Origin of the sequence: Dietzia sp. E1 (genome assembly GCF_014145015.1) — a bacterium.
In the GTDB taxonomy this organism is placed as follows: Bacteria; Actinomycetota; Actinomycetes; order Mycobacteriales; family Mycobacteriaceae; genus Dietzia; species Dietzia cinnamea_A.
Genome location: NZ_JAALDU010000560.1, coordinates 1 through 18,430 on the forward strand (window position 1 = coordinate 1; position 18,430 = coordinate 18,430).

Below are 18,430 nucleotides of genomic sequence, written 5' to 3' on the forward strand. Positions count from 1 at the left end.
GGACGTGCTGGTCCACTTGGCGGGCGCACCCATCGCGGGCCGGTTCACCGATCGTCACGTCGCACGGGTCCGCGACAGCCGGGTCGGCCCCACGCGTCGGCTCGCCGAGCTCGTCGCCGCCCGCGGCGGGGCCACCGCCATGGTCTGTGCCTCGGCCATCGGCTACTACGGCCCCGACCGCGGTGACGAGCAGCTGACCGAGCATTCCGCGCCGGGCACCGGGCCGGTCGCCGACATCGTGGTGGACTGGGAGCGCGACTGCGACCCCGCCCGCGAGGCCGGTGCCCGGGTCGTCTCCGTCCGCACCGGCATCGCCCTGTCCGGGGCCGGCGGGATGCTGCCGCCGCTGGAGGCCCTGACACGCGCGGGGCTCGGCGGCCGTATCGGCTCCGGCCGGCAGTGGATGTCATGGATCTCCCTGGACGACCTCACCGACATCTACCTGCGCGCGATCGTCGACCCCACGGTGTCGGGGGCGGTCAACGGCACGGCCCCCGAGCCGGTGACGAACGCCGAGTTCACCCGCGTGCTGGGCTCGGTCCTGCGCCGCCCCACCCTCGTGCCCGTCCCGGGATGGGCGCCCGCCGTCCTGCTCGGCTCACGCGGGGCGGACGAACTGGCCCTGGCCGATCAGCGGATCCTGCCGCGGACGCTCACCGACGCCGGGCACCACTTCCGACACCGCACCCTGCGCGCGGCGTTCGAGCACGAACTCGGCGCGGAGGAGGTGCCGACCGCGCTGTAGCGTCCTCGCGACGCCTCCGGCCGGGGGCGTGGGGTCAGCGCTGCAGGATCATGGGCACGAGCACCCGGCGCGCCAGCGCCCGGATCTGCTCCTCGGAGTCCACGACGGGCGGGCCGTCCGGCATCACCACGAGCGAGTGCAGGAAGCGACCCACCACGGAGGCGACCTCGAGCGAGAGCTGCTCGGCCTCGTCGGGCTCCATGTGGCGGGTGTGGACGTCGGCGTTCCACGTGCTGCGCACGAACTGCGCGAGCATCTCGATGATCGTGTCGAGCACCGAATCCGACTGTCCGGCGAGCATCGCCATGGCCTCGACCTTGTCGCTCTCGATCATCCGTCGCAGCAACTCGTTCTGGCGGATGTCGAAGACGGTGCCCACGAGCAGGTCCTCGACGTGCCGGACCGGGTCCCACTCCAGCGATTCGAACGGCGTGTACCGCGCGTTGACGGTCATCATGAGTCGCTGCGCCTCGTGCGCGTAGATCGCCCGCAGGATGTCGTCGCGGGGCCCCAGCCGACGGTAGAGCGTCACCCGCGTGACGCCGGCGGCCCGCGCGATGTCGTCGGTGCTGGTCCCTTTGATCCCGCGTTCGGCGAACACCGCGGACGCCGTCTCGATCAGACGGACGTCCTCGGCGTCCGGTTCCGCCTCCGGCGTCCGGACACCACCGCGGCCACTGTCACGAGTCACGCCCTCATGTTAGGACGAGAGGCCGCGGCGGCTGCCCGTAACGGGGTGTCGGGGGCCCGCCGGGGTTGTGCTATCGCGGAGGCTGATCGCCGCCGTCGACGGGATAGCCGCCCTGCTGTCCCTGGCCCCACCGCTGGTCGAAGCCGGGCTGACCGGGCGCGGCGCCCCGCGGGCCGTCGATCGCCTGGGTCTCCCGGCCCGACGGGGCGTCGGGGGCGGCGCCGCCCTCGGACTCCGGGACCATGTCGAACACGCCGGGCTTGGGCTTGTCCCGCCGCGGCTCCTCGTCCATCACGGAGGTGGCGCCCTTGGCGGCGGCCTCCGCGGCGGCCACGGAGCGGGCGATCTCCGGATCGGTCCGGGTGTCGAACCACTCGTCGGGTGCCGAGGGCAGATCCGCGTCGGTGTCGACGTCCGACGGCTCGTAGCGGAAGACCCCGTCGTCGTCCTTCTTGGCGACGGCCTTGGCGAACGTCTCCAGGGAGTCGCCGAACTGCGACGGGATCATCCACATGGTGGCCGCGTCGCCCTTGGCCATCTCGGGCAGGTTCTGCACGTACTGGTAGGCCAGCATCTCCGGCGTCGGCTTGGAGGCCTTGACGGCGGCGTTGACCCGCGCGATCGCGGCGGCCTGGCCCTCGGCCACGAGGTAGCGGGCGGCCCGCTCACCCTGCGCGCGCAGCATGCGCGACTGCCGGTCCGCCTCGGCAGCGAGGATCGCCGCCTGCTTGTTGCCCTCGGCGTCGAGGATCGCGGCCTGCTTGGCGCCTTGCGCGGTGGTGATGGCGGCCTCGCGCTGCCCCTCGGCGGTGAGGATGGTGGCGCGCTTCTCGCGGTCCGCGCGCATCTGCTTCTCCATCGAGTCCTGGATGGAGGGCGGCGGATCGATCGAGCGCAGCTCGACCCGGGCGACGCGCAGGCCCCAGCGGCCGGTCTCCGAGTCCAGCACGCCGCGGAGCTGCTTGTTGATCATGTCGCGACTGGTGAGCGTCTGCTCCAGGGTCAGGCCACCCACGACGTTGCGCAGGGTGGTGGTGGCGAGCTGCTCGACGGCGACGATGTAGTTGTTGATCTCGTACACCGCCGACTTGGGGTCGGTGACCTGGAAGTAGACGACGGTGTCGATGCTCAGCGTGAGGTTGTCCTCGGTGATCATCGACTGGGGCGGGAACGTCACGACCCGCTCACGCAGGTCGACCTTGGCGCGCACGCGGTCGATGAACGGGATGATGAGCGTGAGCTGACCGCTCACGGTGCGCTGGTAACGGCCGAGTCGTTCGATGACCGCGGCCTCGGCCTGGGGGATGAGCTTGACCGAGCTCACCACCACCGAGACGATCAGGACGACGATGACGGCGAGGAAGATCAAGCCACCCATGGGTACCTCCGGTTGAGTCGTGCGTATCGGCTGCTGCTGGGAGGCCGCGTACTCATAGGCCGCGCACGACGATCGCCGTGGCCCCCTCGATCTGGTGCACCAGGACCTTGTCGCCGGCCTCGAACGTTTCGCCCTCGATGAGCGGTCGGGCGGTCCAGGTGTCCCCGGCGATCTCGACCAGGCCGCCGGACGGCCCGATCGCCTCGACCACCGTGCCGCCGCGTCCGGTGAGCGCCGCGGTGTTGGTGTCGTGCTCGGGCAGCGCGTTGAGCAGACGCCGACGGACGAGCGGGCGGACGCCGACGACGAGGATGAGCGAGACGAGAGCGAACGCCAGTGCCTGGCCCCACACCGGCGCGCCGAGGAAGGCGGCGGCCGAACCGCCGAGGGCGCCTCCGGCGAGCATGAGCATGAACAGCTCTCCGCCCGCCGCCTCTCCGGCGGCGAGAAGAACCGCTGCCCCGAGCCAGGCGAATCCCACGTGCATGACACCGACACTACCGACAACGGGCGGTCGACAGGTGGACTCCCGGCACGCGACTACGCTCTGGGGACGTGTCGACTCTGAAGAAGTTCGCCTGGCTCTCGGTGGCCACCGCGATCGTCACCATCGCGCTCAAGGTCGGGGCGTGGTGGGTCACCGGCTCGGTCGGCCTGCTGTCCGACGCCGCGGAGTCCGTGGTCAACCTGGTGGCGGCGGTGATCGCGCTCGGGGCGATCAGCGTCTCGGAGCGACCGGCCGACGACGACCACCAGTACGGGCACTCCAAGGCGGAGTACTTCTCCGCGGGTGTCGAGGGCGCGATGATCTTCGTGGCCGCGGCGTTCATCCTGGTCGTGAGCGTGGAGCGGTTGATCAACCCGGCGCCGCTGGAGGCCCTCGGGGTCGGCCTGGCGATCTCGGTGGTCGCCGCGGTCCTCAACGGGATCGTCGGTCTCGTGTTGGTGCGGGCGGGCACCCGCCACCGGTCGCCGACCCTGAGGGCGGACGGCAAGCACCTGCTCACGGACGTCATCACCTCCGTCGGCGTCGTGGTGGGCCTCGCGCTGGCGTGGGCGACCGGCTGGCAGGTCCTCGATCCGATCGTGGCGATCGGCGTGGGCCTGAACATCCTGTTCATCGGCTACCGACTGGTGCACGAGTCGGGCATGGGCCTGATGGACGCGACCCTGCCCGACGAGGACAACAGGATGATCGAGGAGGTGCTCGAGCGGCACCGGGAGCCCGGCCGCGTCGACTTCCACGAGCTGCGGACCCGCGAGTCGGGCAAGTGGCGTTTCGTCGAGTTCCACGCCCTCGTCCCGGGCGAGTGGAGCGTCGAGCGCGGGCACGACCTGGTGGAGACCGTGGAGCAGGAGATCCACGCCGCCCTGCCCAACTCGCACATCACCACCCACCTCGAGCCGATCGAGGACGAGCGGGCCTATAACGACGTGCACCTCTAGAGCGCGTCGCGTGGCCTACCCGCGCGCCGCTCGGTGCAGTCCTGCCGCCTGCAGGCCCGCCGCGCGGCCGCGCCGCCGGTAGTAGCTCCGGCCCACCACGTTCTGCTGGTGCCAGTAGCCGCGCAGGAGCAGCGGTAACTCGGGGATCCAGAACCGCTCCTCGAGCGGCAGGACGGGCTCGCGGGTCCCGAGGGTGACGTCCGCGTAGACGATGCCGGGGCCCTCGTCGGCCCGCCGGGAGGCGAGCACCGTGCCGGAGGCGTCGACGATCTGCGTGGCGCCGACATACTCCGTCTCGTACGGCACGGACACGGTCGTCCCCGGAGCGAGGAGGAAATCTGTGCGGAACGACCCGCAGTGCGAGGCCTGCAGGACAGGTGCGCCGAGACGGCGGGCGAACTCCGCGGGCGCGTTCTCCGAGAGGTAGCGGTTGTACTGCGCGAGCGGGCCCAGCACGCGGTCGGTGAACCCGCCCCAGTTCCGCGGGACCGTCCACCAGTGCGTGCCGGTGACGGCGACGTCGACACGCCCCCGGAGCCTGCGCACGGTCCCGGTGCGGATGAGCTCCCAGCAGCTCGCCACCCCCACGCCGCCGAGCGCGGTCTCGAACGCGCCGTCGTCGCTGCCGTCGCGGTAGAAGCCGCCGCCGGTGTAGAAGCAGTTCTCCCACATCGTCGGCAGGTCCTTGTCGTGCGTGTGCACGGACCCGTCGGGTTCGACTAGGTGATAGCGGTTGTAGACCTCGTCGTCGTCGGCCACCACCATCGACCCACCGACGGTGAGGCGGTATCGCGCGGCGAGGCGGCGGAACACGTCCACCGCCACGTTCTCGCGCGGCAGGACGGCGTCGTGCACCTCCGCCCGCATCGGCAGCGGCGACGTGCAGAACTCGGGCACCGCGATCAGGCGCGCGCCCCGCTCGGCGGCCTCGACGATCATCGTCTCCAGCCGGCCGAGCGTGAGGTCGACGCGACCCGGCACGCCCTCCAGCTGCACGGCCGCGGCGCGGACCACCTGTCCCGACAATCGGACCTCCCCGGATCGAGCACGGACATGGATCGAGCACGGACATGGATCGAGCGTGAACGCGGATCGAGCGCGAACGAGCGCGCAGGTCAGCGCCCTGCCCTATGGTCGTCAGCATACAAATCCCGGCGCTTTGTCAAGTGCTCTTCGGAAGGACCCATGGAACTCGGCATCGACACCCTGCTCACCCTCCTCGCGGCGGGCCTCATCTTCCTGCTGGCGCTGTGCCTCGGCGTGTGGAAGTACCGCCAGATGGCCACGAGGCCCGGTCACGTCGCGCACCCGTACGTGGACATCGCGCACCGGGCGTCGTTGCTGTACTCGTTCGCGACCCTGCTCATCGCCGTGTTCGTCGAACTGAGCGGGTGGCCGACCTGGGTCAACCTCACGGCCGCGGGCGTGCTGGTGTTCTTCTTCCTGGTGGCGATCGGCAGCTATGTCCTCCACGGCGCGCTGAAGGACACGACCAACCAGTTCGAGCGACCCTCGGTCGCCTTGCACCTCGGCATGGTGGCGCTGATCGTCGGCGAGATCGGCGGGTTCGCGGTGCTGCTCGCGGGGTTCGTCGCGGGACAGTTCTGAGGCTGAGCGCAGTTCGGGGGCCCGCGGTCGTATCCTCGGCGGTGTGGGCCACCCGATCATGTTCGACGCCGCGGACCCGTTGCTGGCGCGCCTGCGGCAGGTGTGCCTCGCGTTGCCGGACGCCGCCGAGAAGGTCTCTCACGGCCGGCCCAACTGGTACACGACCAAGGTGTTCGCGGTGTTCGGCGGCTCGGTCAAGGGCGACCACGCGGACCCCCTCCTGGCCCGGGCCCTCCTCTTCCTGCCGGATCCGGAGGAACGCGCGGCGTTGGAACAGGACGCGCGCTTCCACGTCCCGGCGTACTACGGCCCGGCCGGGTGGCTGGCGCTGCCGCTGGACGGAGGCGGTGGGGAACCCGACTGGGACGAGATCGCCGAGCTCGTCGAATCCTCGTACCGGCAGACCGCCGGGACCCGGCGGGTCGCTCGTCTCGACGACGAGCGGGGTCGCTCGCGCGACTAGGCTGGCCGCATGCCGCTGCGCCACCGCTCCGACGCCGCCTCGCCGCGCAAGCACTCGACCGGCGGCAAGCGCTCGCGCGGCGAGATGGACCTGGGCACGCGCGCACTCGTGCTGGGCGTCGGCTCGCTGGTCCTGTCCTGGGTGCCGCTGCTCAACATCATCGCGTTCCTCGCCGGGCTCATGGCCGTGGCGTTCGGGCTGCTCGCGCGCTGGCCGACCGGGTGGCTGACCAACGAGGAGACCGACCCTCGGCGCGGGCTGTGGGGCGTGGTGCTGGGCGCGATCGCACTGGTCGTGTTCGTGGTGACCGCGGTGCGCTACTCGGCGCTGTAGGGCCGGTGCGATCAGCGCAGGTTCGACACGACCCAGCCGATCGCCGTGCGCATCCGGCGGGCGAACTCCCCCGGGTGCGTCGCGCACGCGGCGTGCCCCGCATGGACCGGGAACACCGCGCTGTGGGGCAGCAGGTCGGCCATCTCGTCCTGCACCCACTGCGGGAACGCCAGGTCCCGCGTGGTCTTGACGACGGCCACCGGCAGCGTGAGCTCGTGCAGCCACGACGTCGAGTTGAAACCCGCGACCTGCGCGATGACGTTGCGGTGCGTCGCGAACGACACCGAGGACAACTCGCGCAGCGCCCACGCGTGCGGTCGGAGCACCTCGTCGTCGACCTCCTCATCCACGGCCTCGCCGACCTCCTCCGGCACGGCGTTGAGCAACGGCGCGGACCGCGTCAGGCCACCGAGCGACATCCTCTCGAGAGCGTTGCGCCGAGCCCCGGTGCCTGTCGCGGCCAGCACCAGCCCGCCGAGGCGCGACGGGTCGCGGCGCGCGGCCAGCTGGGACACGATCCCGCCCATCGAGTACCCACCCAGCACGGGCGCGGGCAGCTCGAGGTGGTCGGCGACCCGGAGCACGTCGTCGGCGAGGGTCTCGAACGTGAACTCGCCGTGGAAGCCGTGGCCGTGCCAGCGCTGATCGAAGGTGATGAGCCGGTGCTCGCCGCGGAGCCGCTCGAACGTCTGGTACCAGTTGAGCATCCCCGTGGCCGCCATGCCGTGCAGGAGGATCACCGGCGTGAGGTGCTCCTCGCCCGTGTCGTGGACGCGGGTGGTGACCCCGTCGGCGAGCGAGACGATCCGCCCCGCCGGCAGCAGCGACAGGTCCGGCACCATCCGCGGCACGCGCGCGGCCACCCGCGGCAGCGATCCGATAGGCCTCCTGGTCACGCGCAACCTCCTGGGGTCGTGTCCTGATTGTGGGGCACCCGGCGGCCGGGTGCATCCGCGTCAGTCCACGGACACCAGTCCCTCCTGCTCGAGGAAGTCGCGGGCGACCAGCGCCGGATCCTCGCCGTCCACGTCGACCCGCATGTTCATCTCCACCATCACCTCGTTGGTGAGCAGGTCCACCAGCGGCGCGAGGACGTCCTCGATCTGCGGGTACGCGTCCAGCACCTCGCCGCGGACGACGGTCGCGAGGTTGTAGACGGGGAAGAAGCGCTGGTCGTCCTCCAGGACCACCAGGTCGAGGCCCTTGATCCGGCCGTCGGTGGTGTAGACCTCGCCGAAGCGGCACTCCCGGCCGACCGAGGTGGCCTGGTAGATGATCCCGGGTTGCATGATCGGCGTGGGCACGGTGGCCGCGTCGAACCCGTAGGCCTCGGCGAGCCCCGGCCAGCCGTCGCGGCGCACCGAGAACTCGGTCTCCATGCACGTGACGGCCGATTGGGGGTCGGTGCGGACGAGCTCGGCGTAGTCGGAGAACGTCCGCACCCCGGTCTCATCGGCGGTCGCCCGGTTCATGGCGAACGAGTACGTGTTGTCCACGGTCGTGGGCGGCAGCCAGCGCAGGTCGTGCTCGGCCAGGTCGGCGTCGCGCACCGCCTCCCACTGCCCCTGCGGATCGCGGATCGGCTCGGAATTGCCCAGGTAGCTCATCCACGCGGTGCCCGTGTACTCCATGCCGATGTCCACCTGCCCGGTCACCAGCGCCTGCCGGAAGCTGTTGGACCCGGCCAGCGACGACATGTCAGACACCTCCATGCCGGCCGCCGCGAGGAGAAACTCCACGAGATAGCTGGCGATGACGCCCTCGGTGAAGTCCTTTCCGCCCACCGTGATGCGCACGCCCTCGAGCTCGGGGACCGTGCCCCCGGGCCCCGGTCCCACGCTCAGGGGCACGGACCCGCCGTTGTTGAGGCCGCAGCCGGTCGCGAGCAGCACGGTGGTGAGCAGGGCGGCGGCGAGGCGTCTGACGGACGAGGTTTTCGTGCTGGTCATCGCAGCCCCTTCGGGTTGAACAGGAGCTCGCCGACCCCGCCGAGCCAGTCGACGAACAGTGCCAGACACACCGCGAGGACCGAGCCCACGGCCAGCGTCGTGTAGTCCTGCAGGCGGTACCCGGTGTCGATGAAGATGCCCAGCCCGCCGGCGTCCACCAGGAAACTCAGCGTGGCCGTGCCCACCGCCAACACGAGCGTGGTGCGCAACCCGGCGAGGATGAACGGCACCGCCAGCGGCAGCTCGACCGACCGCAGGACGCGCGCGCTCGTCATCCCCTGACCGCGCGCGGCGTCGATGAGCGCCGGGTCGACGTTGCGGATCCCCACGATCGTGTTCCGCAGCACCGGCAGCAGCGAGTAGACCGCCACCGGCAGCACCCCGATCCAGAAGCCCGTCCGGTTGGTCGCCAGGAACAGCAGCACGATCAGCCCGATCGCCGGCGCCGCCTGCCCGATGTTGGCGAACCCCACCGTCACAGGCGCGAGGAACCGCGTCCGCCGGCGGGTGAGCAGGATCCCCAGGGGGACGCCGACGGCCACGACGATCGCCACCACCGTCACGGTGATCTGCACGTGCTCGAGCGTCCGCTGGGTGAGGGACGCCGCGTTGAGCGACGCCCGCTGCGTCTCGTCGAGCTCGCGGGAGAACGCCCACCACAGCACCCCGACCGCCGCGGCCACGATGACCAGCGGCTGCACCCACAGCCGCGCCGACCCGCCGCGGGCCACGGCGGCGGGGGCGCTCACGCCGGACCGTCCTGGCCGGGGACCGGGTCCGCGTCGGTGTGCCGGTGGTTGATGCGCCGCAGCTCGGCCACCAGGTCGTCGATGCCGATGGTGCCGCGGTACACGCCGTCGCGGTCCACGACCACCGTGGTGGCGCTCGCCGTGGACAGCAGCCCGTCGAGCGCCTCCTGCAGCGACGAGTCCACCGTCACCGACCCGACCACCGGCAGCCCGCCCGACCGCAGATCGGGCATCCCGGCCACCGTGTCGCCGCGCACCCACCGCAGGGGTCGGCCCGCGTCGTCCAGCACGACCGCCCACTCGTCGCCGGACCCGCGCAACCGGGTGGCGAACTCGGCCGGGTCGTCCGAGGCCCTCGCCGTCGTCGCCTCTCCCAGGTCCACGTCACCCACGCGCCGGAGGGTGAGGGTCTTGAGCGCGGCGTCGTCACCGATGAACCCGCTCACCGTGTCGTCCGCCGGATTGGTGAGGATGGCTTCCGGGGTGTCGAACTGCAGCACCGACGACCCGGGGCCGAGCACCGCGATCCTGTCGCCGAGCCGGACCGCCTCGTTGAAGTCGTGGGTGACGAACACGATGGTCTTGCGCAGGTCGTCCTGCAGCCGCAGCAACTCGTCCTGCAGCGAGGCCCGCGTGATGGGGTCGACCGCGCCGAACGGCTCGTCCATGAGCAGCACCGGCGGATCGGCGGCGAGCGCCCGCGCCACGCCGACGCGCTGCTGCTGACCCCCCGACAGCTGCGCGGGGTAGCGGTCGCGATAGTCCGACGGGTCCAGCCCCACCAGCTCGAGCATCTCGTCGACCCGCGCCCGGATCCGCGGCTTGCGCCACTTGAGCAGGCGCGGAACGGTGGCGACGTTCTGCGCGACGGTCATGTGCGGGAACAACCCGGAGGCCTGGATGGCGTAGCCGATGGAGCGGCGCAGGGTGTCGGCGTCGAGGCCGCGGTTGTCCTGACCGTCGATCGTGATGGTGCCCGAGGACGGCTCGATGAGGCGGTTGATCATCCGCATCGTGGTGGTCTTGCCGCAGCCCGAGGGTCCGACGAACACCGTGGTCCGGCCGGCGGGCAGCTCGAGGGAGACGTGGTCCACCGCCGGTCGCTCCTGGCCGGGGTAGATCTTGGTGACGTCGTCCAGGACGATCGGGACGCCCGACACGGACCCCGACACGGACTCGGTACTGGTCGATCCGGTACTGGTCACTGGTTCCCCCTGATGGTGAGGCGTCCGAGCAGGACGAGGAGCGCGTCGAGGACGAGCGCGAGGACGACGATGAGCACGGTCGCGGTCAGCGCCATCGGTAGCGCGGTGGGCGTGCCGACCCGGGACAGCGCGGCGAAGATGAGGTTGCCCAGCCCGGGGCCCTTGACGTACGCGGCGATCGCGAGGATGCCCATCGACATCTGCGTGGAGATGCGGATCCCGGCGAGGATCGACGGCCAGGCCAGCGGCAGTTCGACGCGGGCGAGCACCCCGATCCGGCTCATCCCCACCCCGCGCGCGGCGTCGACGGTCGCGGCGGGCACGGCGTCCAGGCCGACGATCGTGTTGCGCAGGATCGGCAGCACGGCGTAGATGACCAGCGCGGTCATGGTGGGCAGCACGCCCAGCCCCAGCACGGGGATGAGCAGGCCGAGCAGCGCGAACGACGGCACCGTGAGCGCCGTGGCGGCCAGGCCGGTCGCGACCGCCGATCCGGACCGGCTGCGGTAGACGGCCACGCCGATCGCCACCGACAGCAGCGTCGCCAGCAGCACCGCCTGCACCGTGGCGCTGACGTGCTGCCACGAGTCCGTGGCCAGCTGGAGGCGGCGCGTGGAGAGGAAGTCCATCAGGGCGGTCATCGCATCTCGGCTCCGTCGGGTCGGCGCGGTACGGGTGCGACCACGTTAGCCCCGTCCGCACCTGTAGAGGGCGGAGTCGGGACATCCCGCGCGGGATCGGCTGTGGGAGCGCGGCGCGGTCGTGCACCATGTAGACATGACGCCACGGCCCACCCGTCCCCTGGATCCCGACCTGACGGAGCACCTCGACGAGCTCCTCGCCGCGAGCGGTCGCATCGCCCGCCGGCACTTCTACGGTGACCTCGCTGCGCTCGCCGCCACGGACAAGGGCGCCGTGGCCTCGAACGGTGCGGCCGTCGGCGGCAACGGGCACCGATACGACCCCGTCACCGAGGCCGACCGTGCGATCGAGGAGCTCCTGCGCGCGGGGATCTCGTCGATGTCCCCGGGCGACCGGGTGGTGGGGGAGGAGAACGGCGTCACCGGTCCGGCCGACGCCGCCCGCACGTGGTACCTGGATCCGATCGACGGGACCAAGGCATTCCTCACCGGGATGACGGGGTGGGGGACCCTGGTCGGCGTGGTGGAGGACGGTCGCGCCGTCGCGGGCTGGATGGACCAGCCGGTGTTGGGCGAGACGTTCTCCGCCGTCCACGGGCGCGCCACCGTGCGGCGCCGCACCAACGGGCCGGAAGCCATCGACCTGCGCGTATCGGGCTGCACCGAGCTGTCCGAGGCGATCATGTACACCACGCATCCGTCGATGTTCGGTGACGACGGCGAGGTGCGCAGCCGCTACGACGACCTGGGCCGCCGCGTCCGCCTCCAGCGCTTCGGCGGGGACTGCTACGCCTACTGCATGCTCGCCGCGGGGCGCGTCGATCTGGTCGTGGAGGCCGACCTGAAGTCCTACGACATCGTGGCGCTGATCCCGATCATCGAGGCCGCGGGCGGCGTGATCACCGGCCCGGACGGCCGGCAGCCGCTCGAGGGCGGGACCGTGGTGGCGGCGGCGACCCCGGAACTGGCCGAACAGGCCTGGGCGGTACTGCGGCCGTAGCGCGCCGGGATCGGATGCGACCCGGGTCACAGTTGGCTACAACCGTTCCATGGAGCGACATCCCCGGGGTGATGCGTCCCCCGACACCGGGTCAGGGTCAGGCACACGCACGCGTAAGCGGCGGCTCGGCACCATCAAGACGGCCGTACCCGCCCGGATGGACCGCCTGCCGTGGGCGGGCATCCACTGGAAGATCATCGTGGGCCTCGGAACCGTGTGGATCCTCGACGGCCTCGAGGTCACCCTCATCGGCTCACTCGCCGCGCGCCTGGTGGAGCCCGGCAGTGGCCTGCCGATCACGGAGGGCCAGATCGGTCTCGCGGCGTCGATCTACATCCTCGGCGCCTGTCTGGGTGCGCTGTTCTTCGGCCGGCTCACCGACAAGTGGGGCCGCAAGAAGCTGTTCATGCTCACCCTGGTGGTGTACTGCGTCGCCACGTTCGCCACGGCCTTCTCTGTGGAGCCGTGGATGTTCTTCATCTGCAGATTCTTCACGGGCGCCGGCATCGGCGGTGAGTACGCGGCGATCAACTCCGCGGTCGACGAGCTGATCCCCGCCCACTACCGCGGTCGCGTGGACATCCTCATCAACGGCACCTACTGGCTGGGCGCGACGTTCGGCTCGTTCTACTCGCTGTTCTTCCTCAACACGGCGATGTTCGCCGAGAACCTGGGCTGGCGGTTCGCGCTCGGCGTGGGCGCGCTGCTGGGCGTGGTGATCATCTTCGTCCGCCGGCACGTCCCGGAGAGTCCGAGGTGGATGTTCATCCACGGCCGGGAGGACGAGGCCGAGGAGATCGTCGAGAGGATCGAGAAGCAGATCCGGCGGGAGAAGGACGAGCCGCTGGAGAAGGTCGGCCGCGACGAGCGGATCACCATCCACCAGAGGGCCTCGATCCCCTTCAGCGAGATCGCGAGGACCGCCTTCGGGAAGTATCCCAAGCGGGCGATCCTGTGCCTCGCGTTGTTCATCGGTCAGGCGTTCCTCTACAACGGCATCACCTTCAACCTCGGCACGCTCTACCAGAACTACTACGGCATCGACGCGGGCTCGGCACCGCTGCTGCTGGCCCTGTTCGCGATCGTCAACTTCCTCGGCGCGCTCACCCTGGGCCCGCTGTTCGACAAGGTCGGACGTAAGAAGATGATCGCCGGCACGTACCTCGGGTCGGCGCTGGTGACGGTTCCGCTGTATTTCGTCTTCATCAATGAGACGGGTGGCCTGTGGGGCTTCGTCGTGCTGCTGTCGCTGACGTTCTTCATCGCCACGGCGGGCGCGTCGGCCGCCTACCTCACCGTCAGCGAGATCTTCCCGATGGAGACCCGCGCGCTGGCGATCGCCTTCTTCTACGCGATCGGCACGGGCGTCGGCGGCATGATCGGCCCGCTGCTCTTCGGTAACTTCATCGAGAGCGGCGACCGCGGGCTGGTCGGCCTGGGCTTCCTCCTCGCGGCGGGCATCATGGCGATCGGCGGCATCGCCGAGATCGTCCTCGGCGTCGACGCGGAAGGGAAGTCCCTCGAGGACATCGCCGCGCCGATCACCGCGCAGAAACCGGGGGAGGAGAACGCGACCACGTGATGACCGAGCCGCTGTTCGGCGTCGACCGCGCCCCGTCGAGCCTGGGCCCGGGCGCGGTGCACGTGCCGGACTGGATGAGCCGCGAGCAGCAGGAGTACCTCCTCCGGGCGTGCGCGGACTGGGCGGCCGTGGCGGCGCCCCGCTCGATCGTCCTGCCCGGCGGCGGGCGGATGTCGGTGCGGACGTTCAGCCTGGGGCGCCACTGGTCGCCGTATAGATACGACGACGACGAGGACACCCCGCCCATCCCGGATTGGCTCGTGCGGGCTGCGCGAACCGCGCTGACCTCGGCTGCGGCGGTCGATCCGCGCTCCGCGGTCCTCGACGGCGGCGATCACTACACCCCGGACGCCGCCCTGGTGAACCTCTACGGGCGTGGTGCGACGATGGGCCTGCACCAGGATCGCGACGAGGCGAGCCTCGCACCCGTCGTGTCGTTCAGCCTGGGCGACGCGTGCACGTTCCGCTTCGGCACGCCCGAGCACCGCGGTCGGCCGTACACGGACGTGCGCCTGGAGTCGGGCGATCTGGTCGTGTTCGGCGGGCCGTCGCGGATGGCGTTCCACGGGGTGCCCAAGGTCTTCGACTCCACGGCGCCGTCGTGGTGCCGCGAGGTGCTGGGCGCTGAGCCGGGGCGGGTCAACATCACGCTGCGGATGACCCGACCGGCTGTATGGCCCGGCCGGCTGCATGACCCGACCGGCTGCAAGCGCCGACACCCTAGGCTGGGCGGATGACCTCAGACCGCGGCGCCTCGCAGAACCCGTCGACCGGCCGTGCCCGGACAGTCCTCGTGGTGGCGCTCGTCGCCGTCCTGGCGGCGGTCGCCGCGGTCGCCACGGTGCTCGTCTCGTCCGCGACGTACGCCCCGGCGGAGCGCACCCTGTCGCCGAAGATCCAGGTGGCGGCCGGCTCTGATCACATCGACCCCCTCGCCGGACTGGTCGTCCGCGTCCCCGAGGGATGGCGGGCGGAGTCGGGAGAGCTGATCTTCGGCACCACCGCGATGAGCCCGGAGCAGGGCACGGAGCAGGGCGGGGACGGCGTCGTGCTGGCGGGCGCGCTCACCGAGGACCTGTTCGACCCGCGCGAACCGGACAACCGGCTGGCGGCGTTCGCGCTGGCCAACGGGATGGGGCCGGTTCTGCTCCCCGTCCCGGGCCGGCCGGTCGAGGAGCGGATCGAACACCTCTCCACCCGAGTCGGCGACGGCTGGTCCGTGTCGTTCCGCGTTCTCCCGGCGGTCCGGCAGGACATCATCGGCCCGGAGGGCGCGCTCGTGTACGCGGCGGTCGTCGGGGAGGGCGCGCAGCGCTACTGGCTCACCTACATCGGCCGCCCCGGCGAGGGAGTCGTGACCTCGCCGACCGCGGAGTGGGCGGACGAGATCGTCGAGCGCCTGCGGCCCGTCGATGAGGGCTACTACGCACCACTCGGCCCCGGCGGGGAGCCGGGGGAGGAGCCGGTCGGCGCGCCGGCCTGACCCCCGCCCGTCAGGGCCGCATCCGGCGGAAGCCCACCACCGGGTTCCCGCCGGCGACGCCCTCGATCGGCGCGCACACCGCCTCGACCTGTTGACGGGCCTGCTCCCGCACGGGCGTGGCCGGGTCGAGGACCGAGAGGTACTCGGAGTGCTGCGCCAGCGCCTCCACAGCCGGCTCGACGAAGCCCGTGACCTCCACGTAGTGCGTGGGCCCGGGTGCGGACTCGAACCACATCTGCGGTCGCCCCTCCGCGGCGTCCACGCCGACCGCGGCCACGAGGTCGTCGTACGCCGCGCCCACGGCCGCGCCGAACTCCATGTGGTCGCTCTGGTTGGGCATGCCGGGGCCGAACTCGGGGCCCGAGTACAGCGACACCACTATGTCCGGCCGGTGCCGGCGGATCGCGTCCGCGATCGCGTCACGCAGCGCCGCGTTGTTGACGATCCGGCTGTCCGGGAAGCCGAGGAACTCCACCTCGTCGACCCCGACCACGGCCGAGGACCGACGCTGCTCGTCCTCGCGGACCGGCCCCGCGAGCGCCGGCGACATGCCCTCGATACCGGCCTCACCGCTCGACGCCAACACGTAGACGACGCTGCGTCCCTCGGCCGTCCACCTCGCCACGGCGGCGGACATCCCGTACTCCGGATCATCAGGATGGGCGACGAGGACCAGGCAGCGGGTCCAGTCGGTGGGGAACGGCTCCGGGAGCGCCGACGGCCCGCCCGCGCCCGTCGCCTCGTTCGAGTCCGTCTTCTCCGGCTGATCGGGGGATTCGCTCATGGCACGAGTATGACCCGCCGGGTGCGCGCATGTCCGCCGTCGCGGGAACGTGCCCCGTAATCTGGTGGCGCACCTCGTCGTCGTCGTCACCCCTACGGAGGCCCCCGTGTCCGCACTCTTCCCCGACTACCGCCCCGCCTGGGAAACCGACGACCACCGGCTGCTGCGCGAGCACGCCCGAGCCTTCTTCGCCAAGGAGATGACCCCCAACCAGGAGAAGTGGGCCGCGCAGAAGCACGTCGACCGCGAGACCTGGCTGCGCACCGGCGAGGCCGGCCTCATCTGCCTGGACGTCCCCGAGGAGTACGGCGGCCAGGGCGGTGACCCCGGGATGGAGTACCTCGTCACCGAGGAGCTGGTCTACTCCGGCGACACCGCCTTCGGCATGGGCGTGGGCTCCACCATCACCCCGCACTACGTGGCCAACTACGCCACCGAGGAACAGAAGAAGGCGTGGCTGCCCAAGATGTGCTCGGGCGAGTGGATCTCCGCGATCGCCATGACGGAGCCCGGCGCCGGCTCCGACCTCAAAGGCGTGCGCACCACCGCCAAGCGTGACGGCGACTCCTACGTCATCAACGGCTCCAAGACCTTCATCTCCAACGGCGGCTCCGCCGACTTCGTGGTGGTCGCAGCCAAGACGGACCCCGACGCAGGCCACAAGGGCATGGCCCTGTTCGCGGTCGAGGCCTCCACGCCCGGGTTCGAGCGCGGTCGCGTGCTGGAGAAGATGGGCCGCCACGGCGCCGACACCGCCGAGCTGTTCTTCAACGATATGCGCGTGCCCGCCGCCAACCTGCTCGGTGGCGAGGAGGGGCAGGGCTTCTACCAGCTCATGAACCAGCTCCCGCGCGAGCGCCTGGCCATCGCCGTGGACGCGCTCGCCATGGCCGAGGCCGCCGTCGTGGAGACCATCGCGTACACCAAGGAGCGGCAGGCGTTCGGCCAGCCGGTGCTGGACTTCCAGAACACCCGCTTCGAGCTGGCGCACTGCAAGACCCAGGTCATGGCCACCCGCACGTTCGTCGACTACTGCATCCAGCTCGAGATCGCCGGTGAGCTCGACGCCGTGACCGCCTCCATGGCCAAGATGCAGGCCACCGACATGCTCGACGACGTCGTGGACCGCTGCCTCCAGCTGTTCGGCGGCTACGGCTACATGATGGAGTACCCCATCACCCAGAAGTTCGCGGCTGCCCGCGTCATGCGGATCTACGGCGGCACGAACGAGATCATGAAGGAGGTCATCGGCCGGGCGCTGTAGGTCCGCCTGCGCGGCACGGCCGGGTTGGTGGGGCGGGGGCTGCGCGGCGCTGCGCTGGGACGCCGGGGGCTGCGTAGCGCGGGCGCTGCGCGAGGTTGGCGCGGTGTCGGGGACGAGGTTGGCGAGGTGCCGCGGCCGCGGTCATTTACCGGCGCCCCCCGTTCCAGTTGAACGATCGCGCGCACCTCAGGGTGCGCGCGATTGTGCGTTTACTGGGAGTTCGCTGCCGGGGGCCGGATGTCGCTACGGTCCTTGCGTGAGACGCGATGGTGGCTCGAGCCGCGCTGCGGGCGCGGGCCGTCTGGTGTCGTGCGTCGTTTCTAAACTCGCCGGTCGACTTGTGGAAAGCCCTTGTGGAGTCGAACACGTGGACGTAGAATAGAACACATATTCGAGGTATTGCGCGGCATGGCCGCGCGGGCGATCACGGGGGGGCGGGGCATGGACGGCGATCCCGAGCGCGCGGCCGGTGGTCCCACTGGCCCGTCCGGCCCTGCCGGCTCGTCGGGCCCTGCTGACTCTCCCGGTGGCGGCCCGGCGGCGTTGACGGGGTTGACGGCGGCGGCGCGGGACGGCTGGGCGACCGAGAACCGCGCGGCCGCGCAGCGTCTGGGCGCCTGCTACGCCCTGTTGCAGGAATGCTGGCGCGAGTACGGGCACGGTATCGACGGCAGCCACGAGGCCCGCCCCGGCCACTCCGTCGTCGACGGGCTCGTCGCCGCGGCCGGCTATGTGGTGGCGGCGATGTCCATCTCCGCCAGGCGCGCCGAGAAGATGCTGTCCTTCTCCTGGGAGTTGCACACCCGGTACCCGGCGATCCTGGAAGCCATGGCCGCCGGTCTGATGGAGCAGCGCGTCGCCGAACTGCTGGCCCGGCAGATGGCCACCGTCCGCGGTGATGTCCTCGAGCAGGTTCAACGCCAGGTCGTCGAGGACTACCTGAACGGTGTGGCCGCCGGGATCCGTCTCGGCGACAAGGCCCTGCGCGATGAGGTCGACGCTGTCATCGGTCGCCACGACCCCGACGCCATCCGGCTGCGCAAAGAAGACGCCAGCCGCACCCGCGGCGTGCGCATCGGCAAAGGCGTCGACGGCATGTCCAGCGTCTC

Annotated in this window: 21 protein-coding genes; 11 read left to right on the plus strand and 10 right to left on the minus strand. The window is 71.1% G+C overall.

Annotation, left to right across the window (positions count from 1 at the left end; all coding sequences use genetic code 11):
* Nucleotides 1-745: TIGR01777 family oxidoreductase (locus G6030_RS15590; RefSeq protein ID WP_182643731.1), on the plus strand; the 745-nt coding region annotated here is incomplete at its 5' end.
* A gap of 34 nt (nt 746-779) precedes the next feature.
* On the opposite strand, the gene G6030_RS15595 is transcribed toward G6030_RS15590, so the two are convergent.
* The 3 genes from G6030_RS15595 to G6030_RS15605 all read right to left on the minus strand — a co-directional run bounded on the left by G6030_RS15595 (nt 780) and on the right by G6030_RS15605 (nt 3,301).
* Nucleotides 780-1,436, minus strand: a complete 657-nt coding sequence (locus tag G6030_RS15595; protein WP_007631211.1) for a TetR/AcrR family transcriptional regulator — start codon at nt 1,434-1,436, stop codon at nt 780-782.
* 70 nt (nt 1,437-1,506) lie between these two features.
* The gene (locus G6030_RS15600) at nt 1,507-2,814 is read right to left on the minus strand and encodes an SPFH domain-containing protein (RefSeq protein ID WP_182643732.1); all 1,308 of its coding nucleotides are present in this window, start codon (nt 2,812-2,814) and stop codon (nt 1,507-1,509) included.
* A 52-nt stretch (nt 2,815-2,866) separates the two neighbouring features.
* Complete coding sequence (locus G6030_RS15605; RefSeq protein WP_182643733.1) at nt 2,867-3,301, minus strand: NfeD family protein; 435 nt, start codon at nt 3,299-3,301, stop codon at nt 2,867-2,869.
* A gap of 68 nt (nt 3,302-3,369) precedes the next feature.
* On the opposite strand from G6030_RS15605, the gene G6030_RS15610 reads away from it, so the two are divergent.
* Entirely contained in the window at nt 3,370-4,260 is an 891-nt protein-coding gene (locus G6030_RS15610) for a cation diffusion facilitator family transporter (protein WP_182643734.1), read from the plus strand.
* Between the two features lie 15 nt (nt 4,261-4,275).
* Here the strand turns inward: G6030_RS15610 and G6030_RS15615 are convergent, their stop codons facing one another.
* Nucleotides 4,276-5,286, minus strand: a complete 1,011-nt coding sequence (locus tag G6030_RS15615) for a carbon-nitrogen hydrolase family protein (protein ID WP_187701897.1) — start codon at nt 5,284-5,286, stop codon at nt 4,276-4,278.
* A gap of 159 nt (nt 5,287-5,445) precedes the next feature.
* Here G6030_RS15615 and G6030_RS15620 point away from each other — a divergent pair, with 159 nt between their 5' ends.
* The 3 genes from G6030_RS15620 to G6030_RS15630 are packed head-to-tail and all read left to right on the plus strand — an operon-like array spanning nt 5,446 to nt 6,664.
* Nucleotides 5,446-5,868, plus strand: a complete 423-nt coding sequence (locus G6030_RS15620) for a hypothetical protein (RefSeq protein ID WP_182643735.1) — start codon at nt 5,446-5,448, stop codon at nt 5,866-5,868.
* A gap of 43 nt (nt 5,869-5,911) precedes the next feature.
* Nucleotides 5,912-6,331, plus strand: coding sequence for an MmcQ/YjbR family DNA-binding protein (locus tag G6030_RS15625; RefSeq protein ID WP_182643736.1), 420 nt, complete (start codon nt 5,912-5,914; stop codon nt 6,329-6,331).
* Between the two features lie 9 nt (nt 6,332-6,340).
* A complete protein-coding gene (locus G6030_RS15630; protein WP_182643737.1) occupies nt 6,341-6,664 on the plus strand; it encodes a hypothetical protein in 324 nt (107 codons plus the stop codon).
* Nucleotides 6,665-6,675: 11 nt separating this feature from the next.
* Here G6030_RS15630 and G6030_RS15635 read toward each other — a convergent pair whose 3' ends face one another.
* The 5 genes from G6030_RS15635 to G6030_RS15655 are packed head-to-tail and all read right to left on the minus strand — an operon-like array spanning nt 6,676 to nt 11,208.
* Complete coding sequence (locus G6030_RS15635; RefSeq protein ID WP_347238681.1) at nt 6,676-7,560, minus strand: alpha/beta hydrolase; 885 nt, start codon at nt 7,558-7,560, stop codon at nt 6,676-6,678.
* Nucleotides 7,561-7,620: 60 nt separating this feature from the next.
* On the minus strand, nt 7,621-8,613 hold the full coding sequence (locus G6030_RS15640) for a glycine betaine ABC transporter substrate-binding protein (protein ID WP_182643738.1): 993 nt from the start codon (nt 8,611-8,613) through the stop codon (nt 7,621-7,623).
* The gene (locus G6030_RS15645) at nt 8,610-9,362 is read right to left on the minus strand and encodes an ABC transporter permease subunit (RefSeq protein ID WP_182643739.1); all 753 of its coding nucleotides are present in this window, start codon (nt 9,360-9,362) and stop codon (nt 8,610-8,612) included. Before G6030_RS15645 ends, G6030_RS15640 begins: the two co-directional genes overlap by 4 nt.
* Entirely contained in the window at nt 9,359-10,567 is a 1,209-nt protein-coding gene (locus tag G6030_RS15650) for an ATP-binding cassette domain-containing protein (RefSeq protein ID WP_347238682.1), read from the minus strand. Before G6030_RS15650 ends, G6030_RS15645 begins: the two co-directional genes overlap by 4 nt.
* Nucleotides 10,564-11,208 carry an ABC transporter permease gene (locus tag G6030_RS15655; protein ID WP_007631189.1) on the minus strand — a complete coding sequence of 215 codons (645 nt, stop codon included), beginning with the start codon at nt 11,206-11,208 and terminating at the stop codon, nt 10,564-10,566. Before G6030_RS15655 ends, G6030_RS15650 begins: the two co-directional genes overlap by 4 nt.
* Before the next feature lie 136 nt (nt 11,209-11,344).
* On the opposite strand from G6030_RS15655, the gene G6030_RS15660 reads away from it, so the two are divergent.
* The 4 genes from G6030_RS15660 (at nt 11,345) to G6030_RS15675 (ending at nt 15,273) form a co-directional block, all read left to right on the plus strand.
* Nucleotides 11,345-12,208 carry an inositol monophosphatase family protein gene (locus G6030_RS15660; RefSeq protein ID WP_007631188.1) on the plus strand — a complete coding sequence of 288 codons (864 nt, stop codon included), beginning with the start codon at nt 11,345-11,347 and terminating at the stop codon, nt 12,206-12,208.
* A 157-nt stretch (nt 12,209-12,365) separates the two neighbouring features.
* Entirely contained in the window at nt 12,366-13,790 is a 1,425-nt protein-coding gene (locus tag G6030_RS15665; RefSeq protein WP_182643745.1) for an MFS transporter, read from the plus strand.
* Nucleotides 13,790-14,527 (plus strand): alpha-ketoglutarate-dependent dioxygenase AlkB, encoded by a 738-nt coding sequence (locus tag G6030_RS15670; protein ID WP_241724405.1) that lies wholly within the window; start codon nt 13,790-13,792, stop codon nt 14,525-14,527. Before G6030_RS15665 ends, G6030_RS15670 begins: the two co-directional genes overlap by 1 nt.
* The gene (locus G6030_RS15675) at nt 14,524-15,273 is read left to right on the plus strand and encodes an APA family fibronectin-binding glycoprotein (protein WP_182643740.1); all 750 of its coding nucleotides are present in this window, start codon (nt 14,524-14,526) and stop codon (nt 15,271-15,273) included. Before G6030_RS15670 ends, G6030_RS15675 begins: the two co-directional genes overlap by 4 nt.
* A gap of 10 nt (nt 15,274-15,283) precedes the next feature.
* Here G6030_RS15675 and G6030_RS15680 read toward each other — a convergent pair whose 3' ends face one another.
* Nucleotides 15,284-16,057 carry a PIG-L family deacetylase gene (locus tag G6030_RS15680; protein WP_241724406.1) on the minus strand — a complete coding sequence of 258 codons (774 nt, stop codon included), beginning with the start codon at nt 16,055-16,057 and terminating at the stop codon, nt 15,284-15,286.
* Nucleotides 16,058-16,163: 106 nt separating this feature from the next.
* Between G6030_RS15680 and G6030_RS15685 the strand changes: the two genes are divergently transcribed.
* Both G6030_RS15685 and G6030_RS15690 read left to right on the plus strand, forming a co-directional pair.
* Nucleotides 16,164-17,321, plus strand: a complete 1,158-nt coding sequence (locus tag G6030_RS15685; protein WP_182643741.1) for an acyl-CoA dehydrogenase family protein — start codon at nt 16,164-16,166, stop codon at nt 17,319-17,321.
* Nucleotides 17,322-17,762: 441 nt separating this feature from the next.
* Nucleotides 17,763-18,430 (plus strand): DUF222 domain-containing protein (locus G6030_RS15690; protein ID WP_241724407.1); only part of this gene is annotated, 668 nt, incomplete at its 3' end.

Coding starts and splice junctions, on each gene's coding strand:
- G6030_RS15665 (WP_182643745.1), top strand. CDS start 12,366: ATGGACCGCCTGCCGTGGGCGGGCATCCACTGGAAGATCATCGTGGGC.
- G6030_RS15630 (WP_182643737.1), top strand. CDS start 6,341: ATGCCGCTGCGCCACCGCTCCGACGCCGCCTCGCCGCGCAAGCACTCG.
- G6030_RS15655 (WP_007631189.1), bottom strand. CDS start 11,208: ATGACCGCCCTGATGGACTTCCTCTCCACGCGCCGCCTCCAGCTGGCC.
- G6030_RS15600 (WP_182643732.1), bottom strand. CDS start 2,814: ATGGGTGGCTTGATCTTCCTCGCCGTCATCGTCGTCCTGATCGTCTCG.
- G6030_RS15670 (WP_241724405.1), top strand. CDS start 13,790: ATGACCGAGCCGCTGTTCGGCGTCGACCGCGCCCCGTCGAGCCTGGGC.
- G6030_RS15660 (WP_007631188.1), top strand. CDS start 11,345: ATGACGCCACGGCCCACCCGTCCCCTGGATCCCGACCTGACGGAGCAC.
- G6030_RS15680 (WP_241724406.1), bottom strand. CDS start 16,057: ATGAGCGAATCCCCCGATCAGCCGGAGAAGACGGACTCGAACGAGGCG.
- G6030_RS15675 (WP_182643740.1), top strand. CDS start 14,524: ATGACCTCAGACCGCGGCGCCTCGCAGAACCCGTCGACCGGCCGTGCC.
- G6030_RS15605 (WP_182643733.1), bottom strand. CDS start 3,301: ATGCACGTGGGATTCGCCTGGCTCGGGGCAGCGGTTCTTCTCGCCGCC.
- G6030_RS15620 (WP_182643735.1), top strand. CDS start 5,446: ATGGAACTCGGCATCGACACCCTGCTCACCCTCCTCGCGGCGGGCCTC.
- G6030_RS15640 (WP_182643738.1), bottom strand. CDS start 8,613: ATGACCAGCACGAAAACCTCGTCCGTCAGACGCCTCGCCGCCGCCCTG.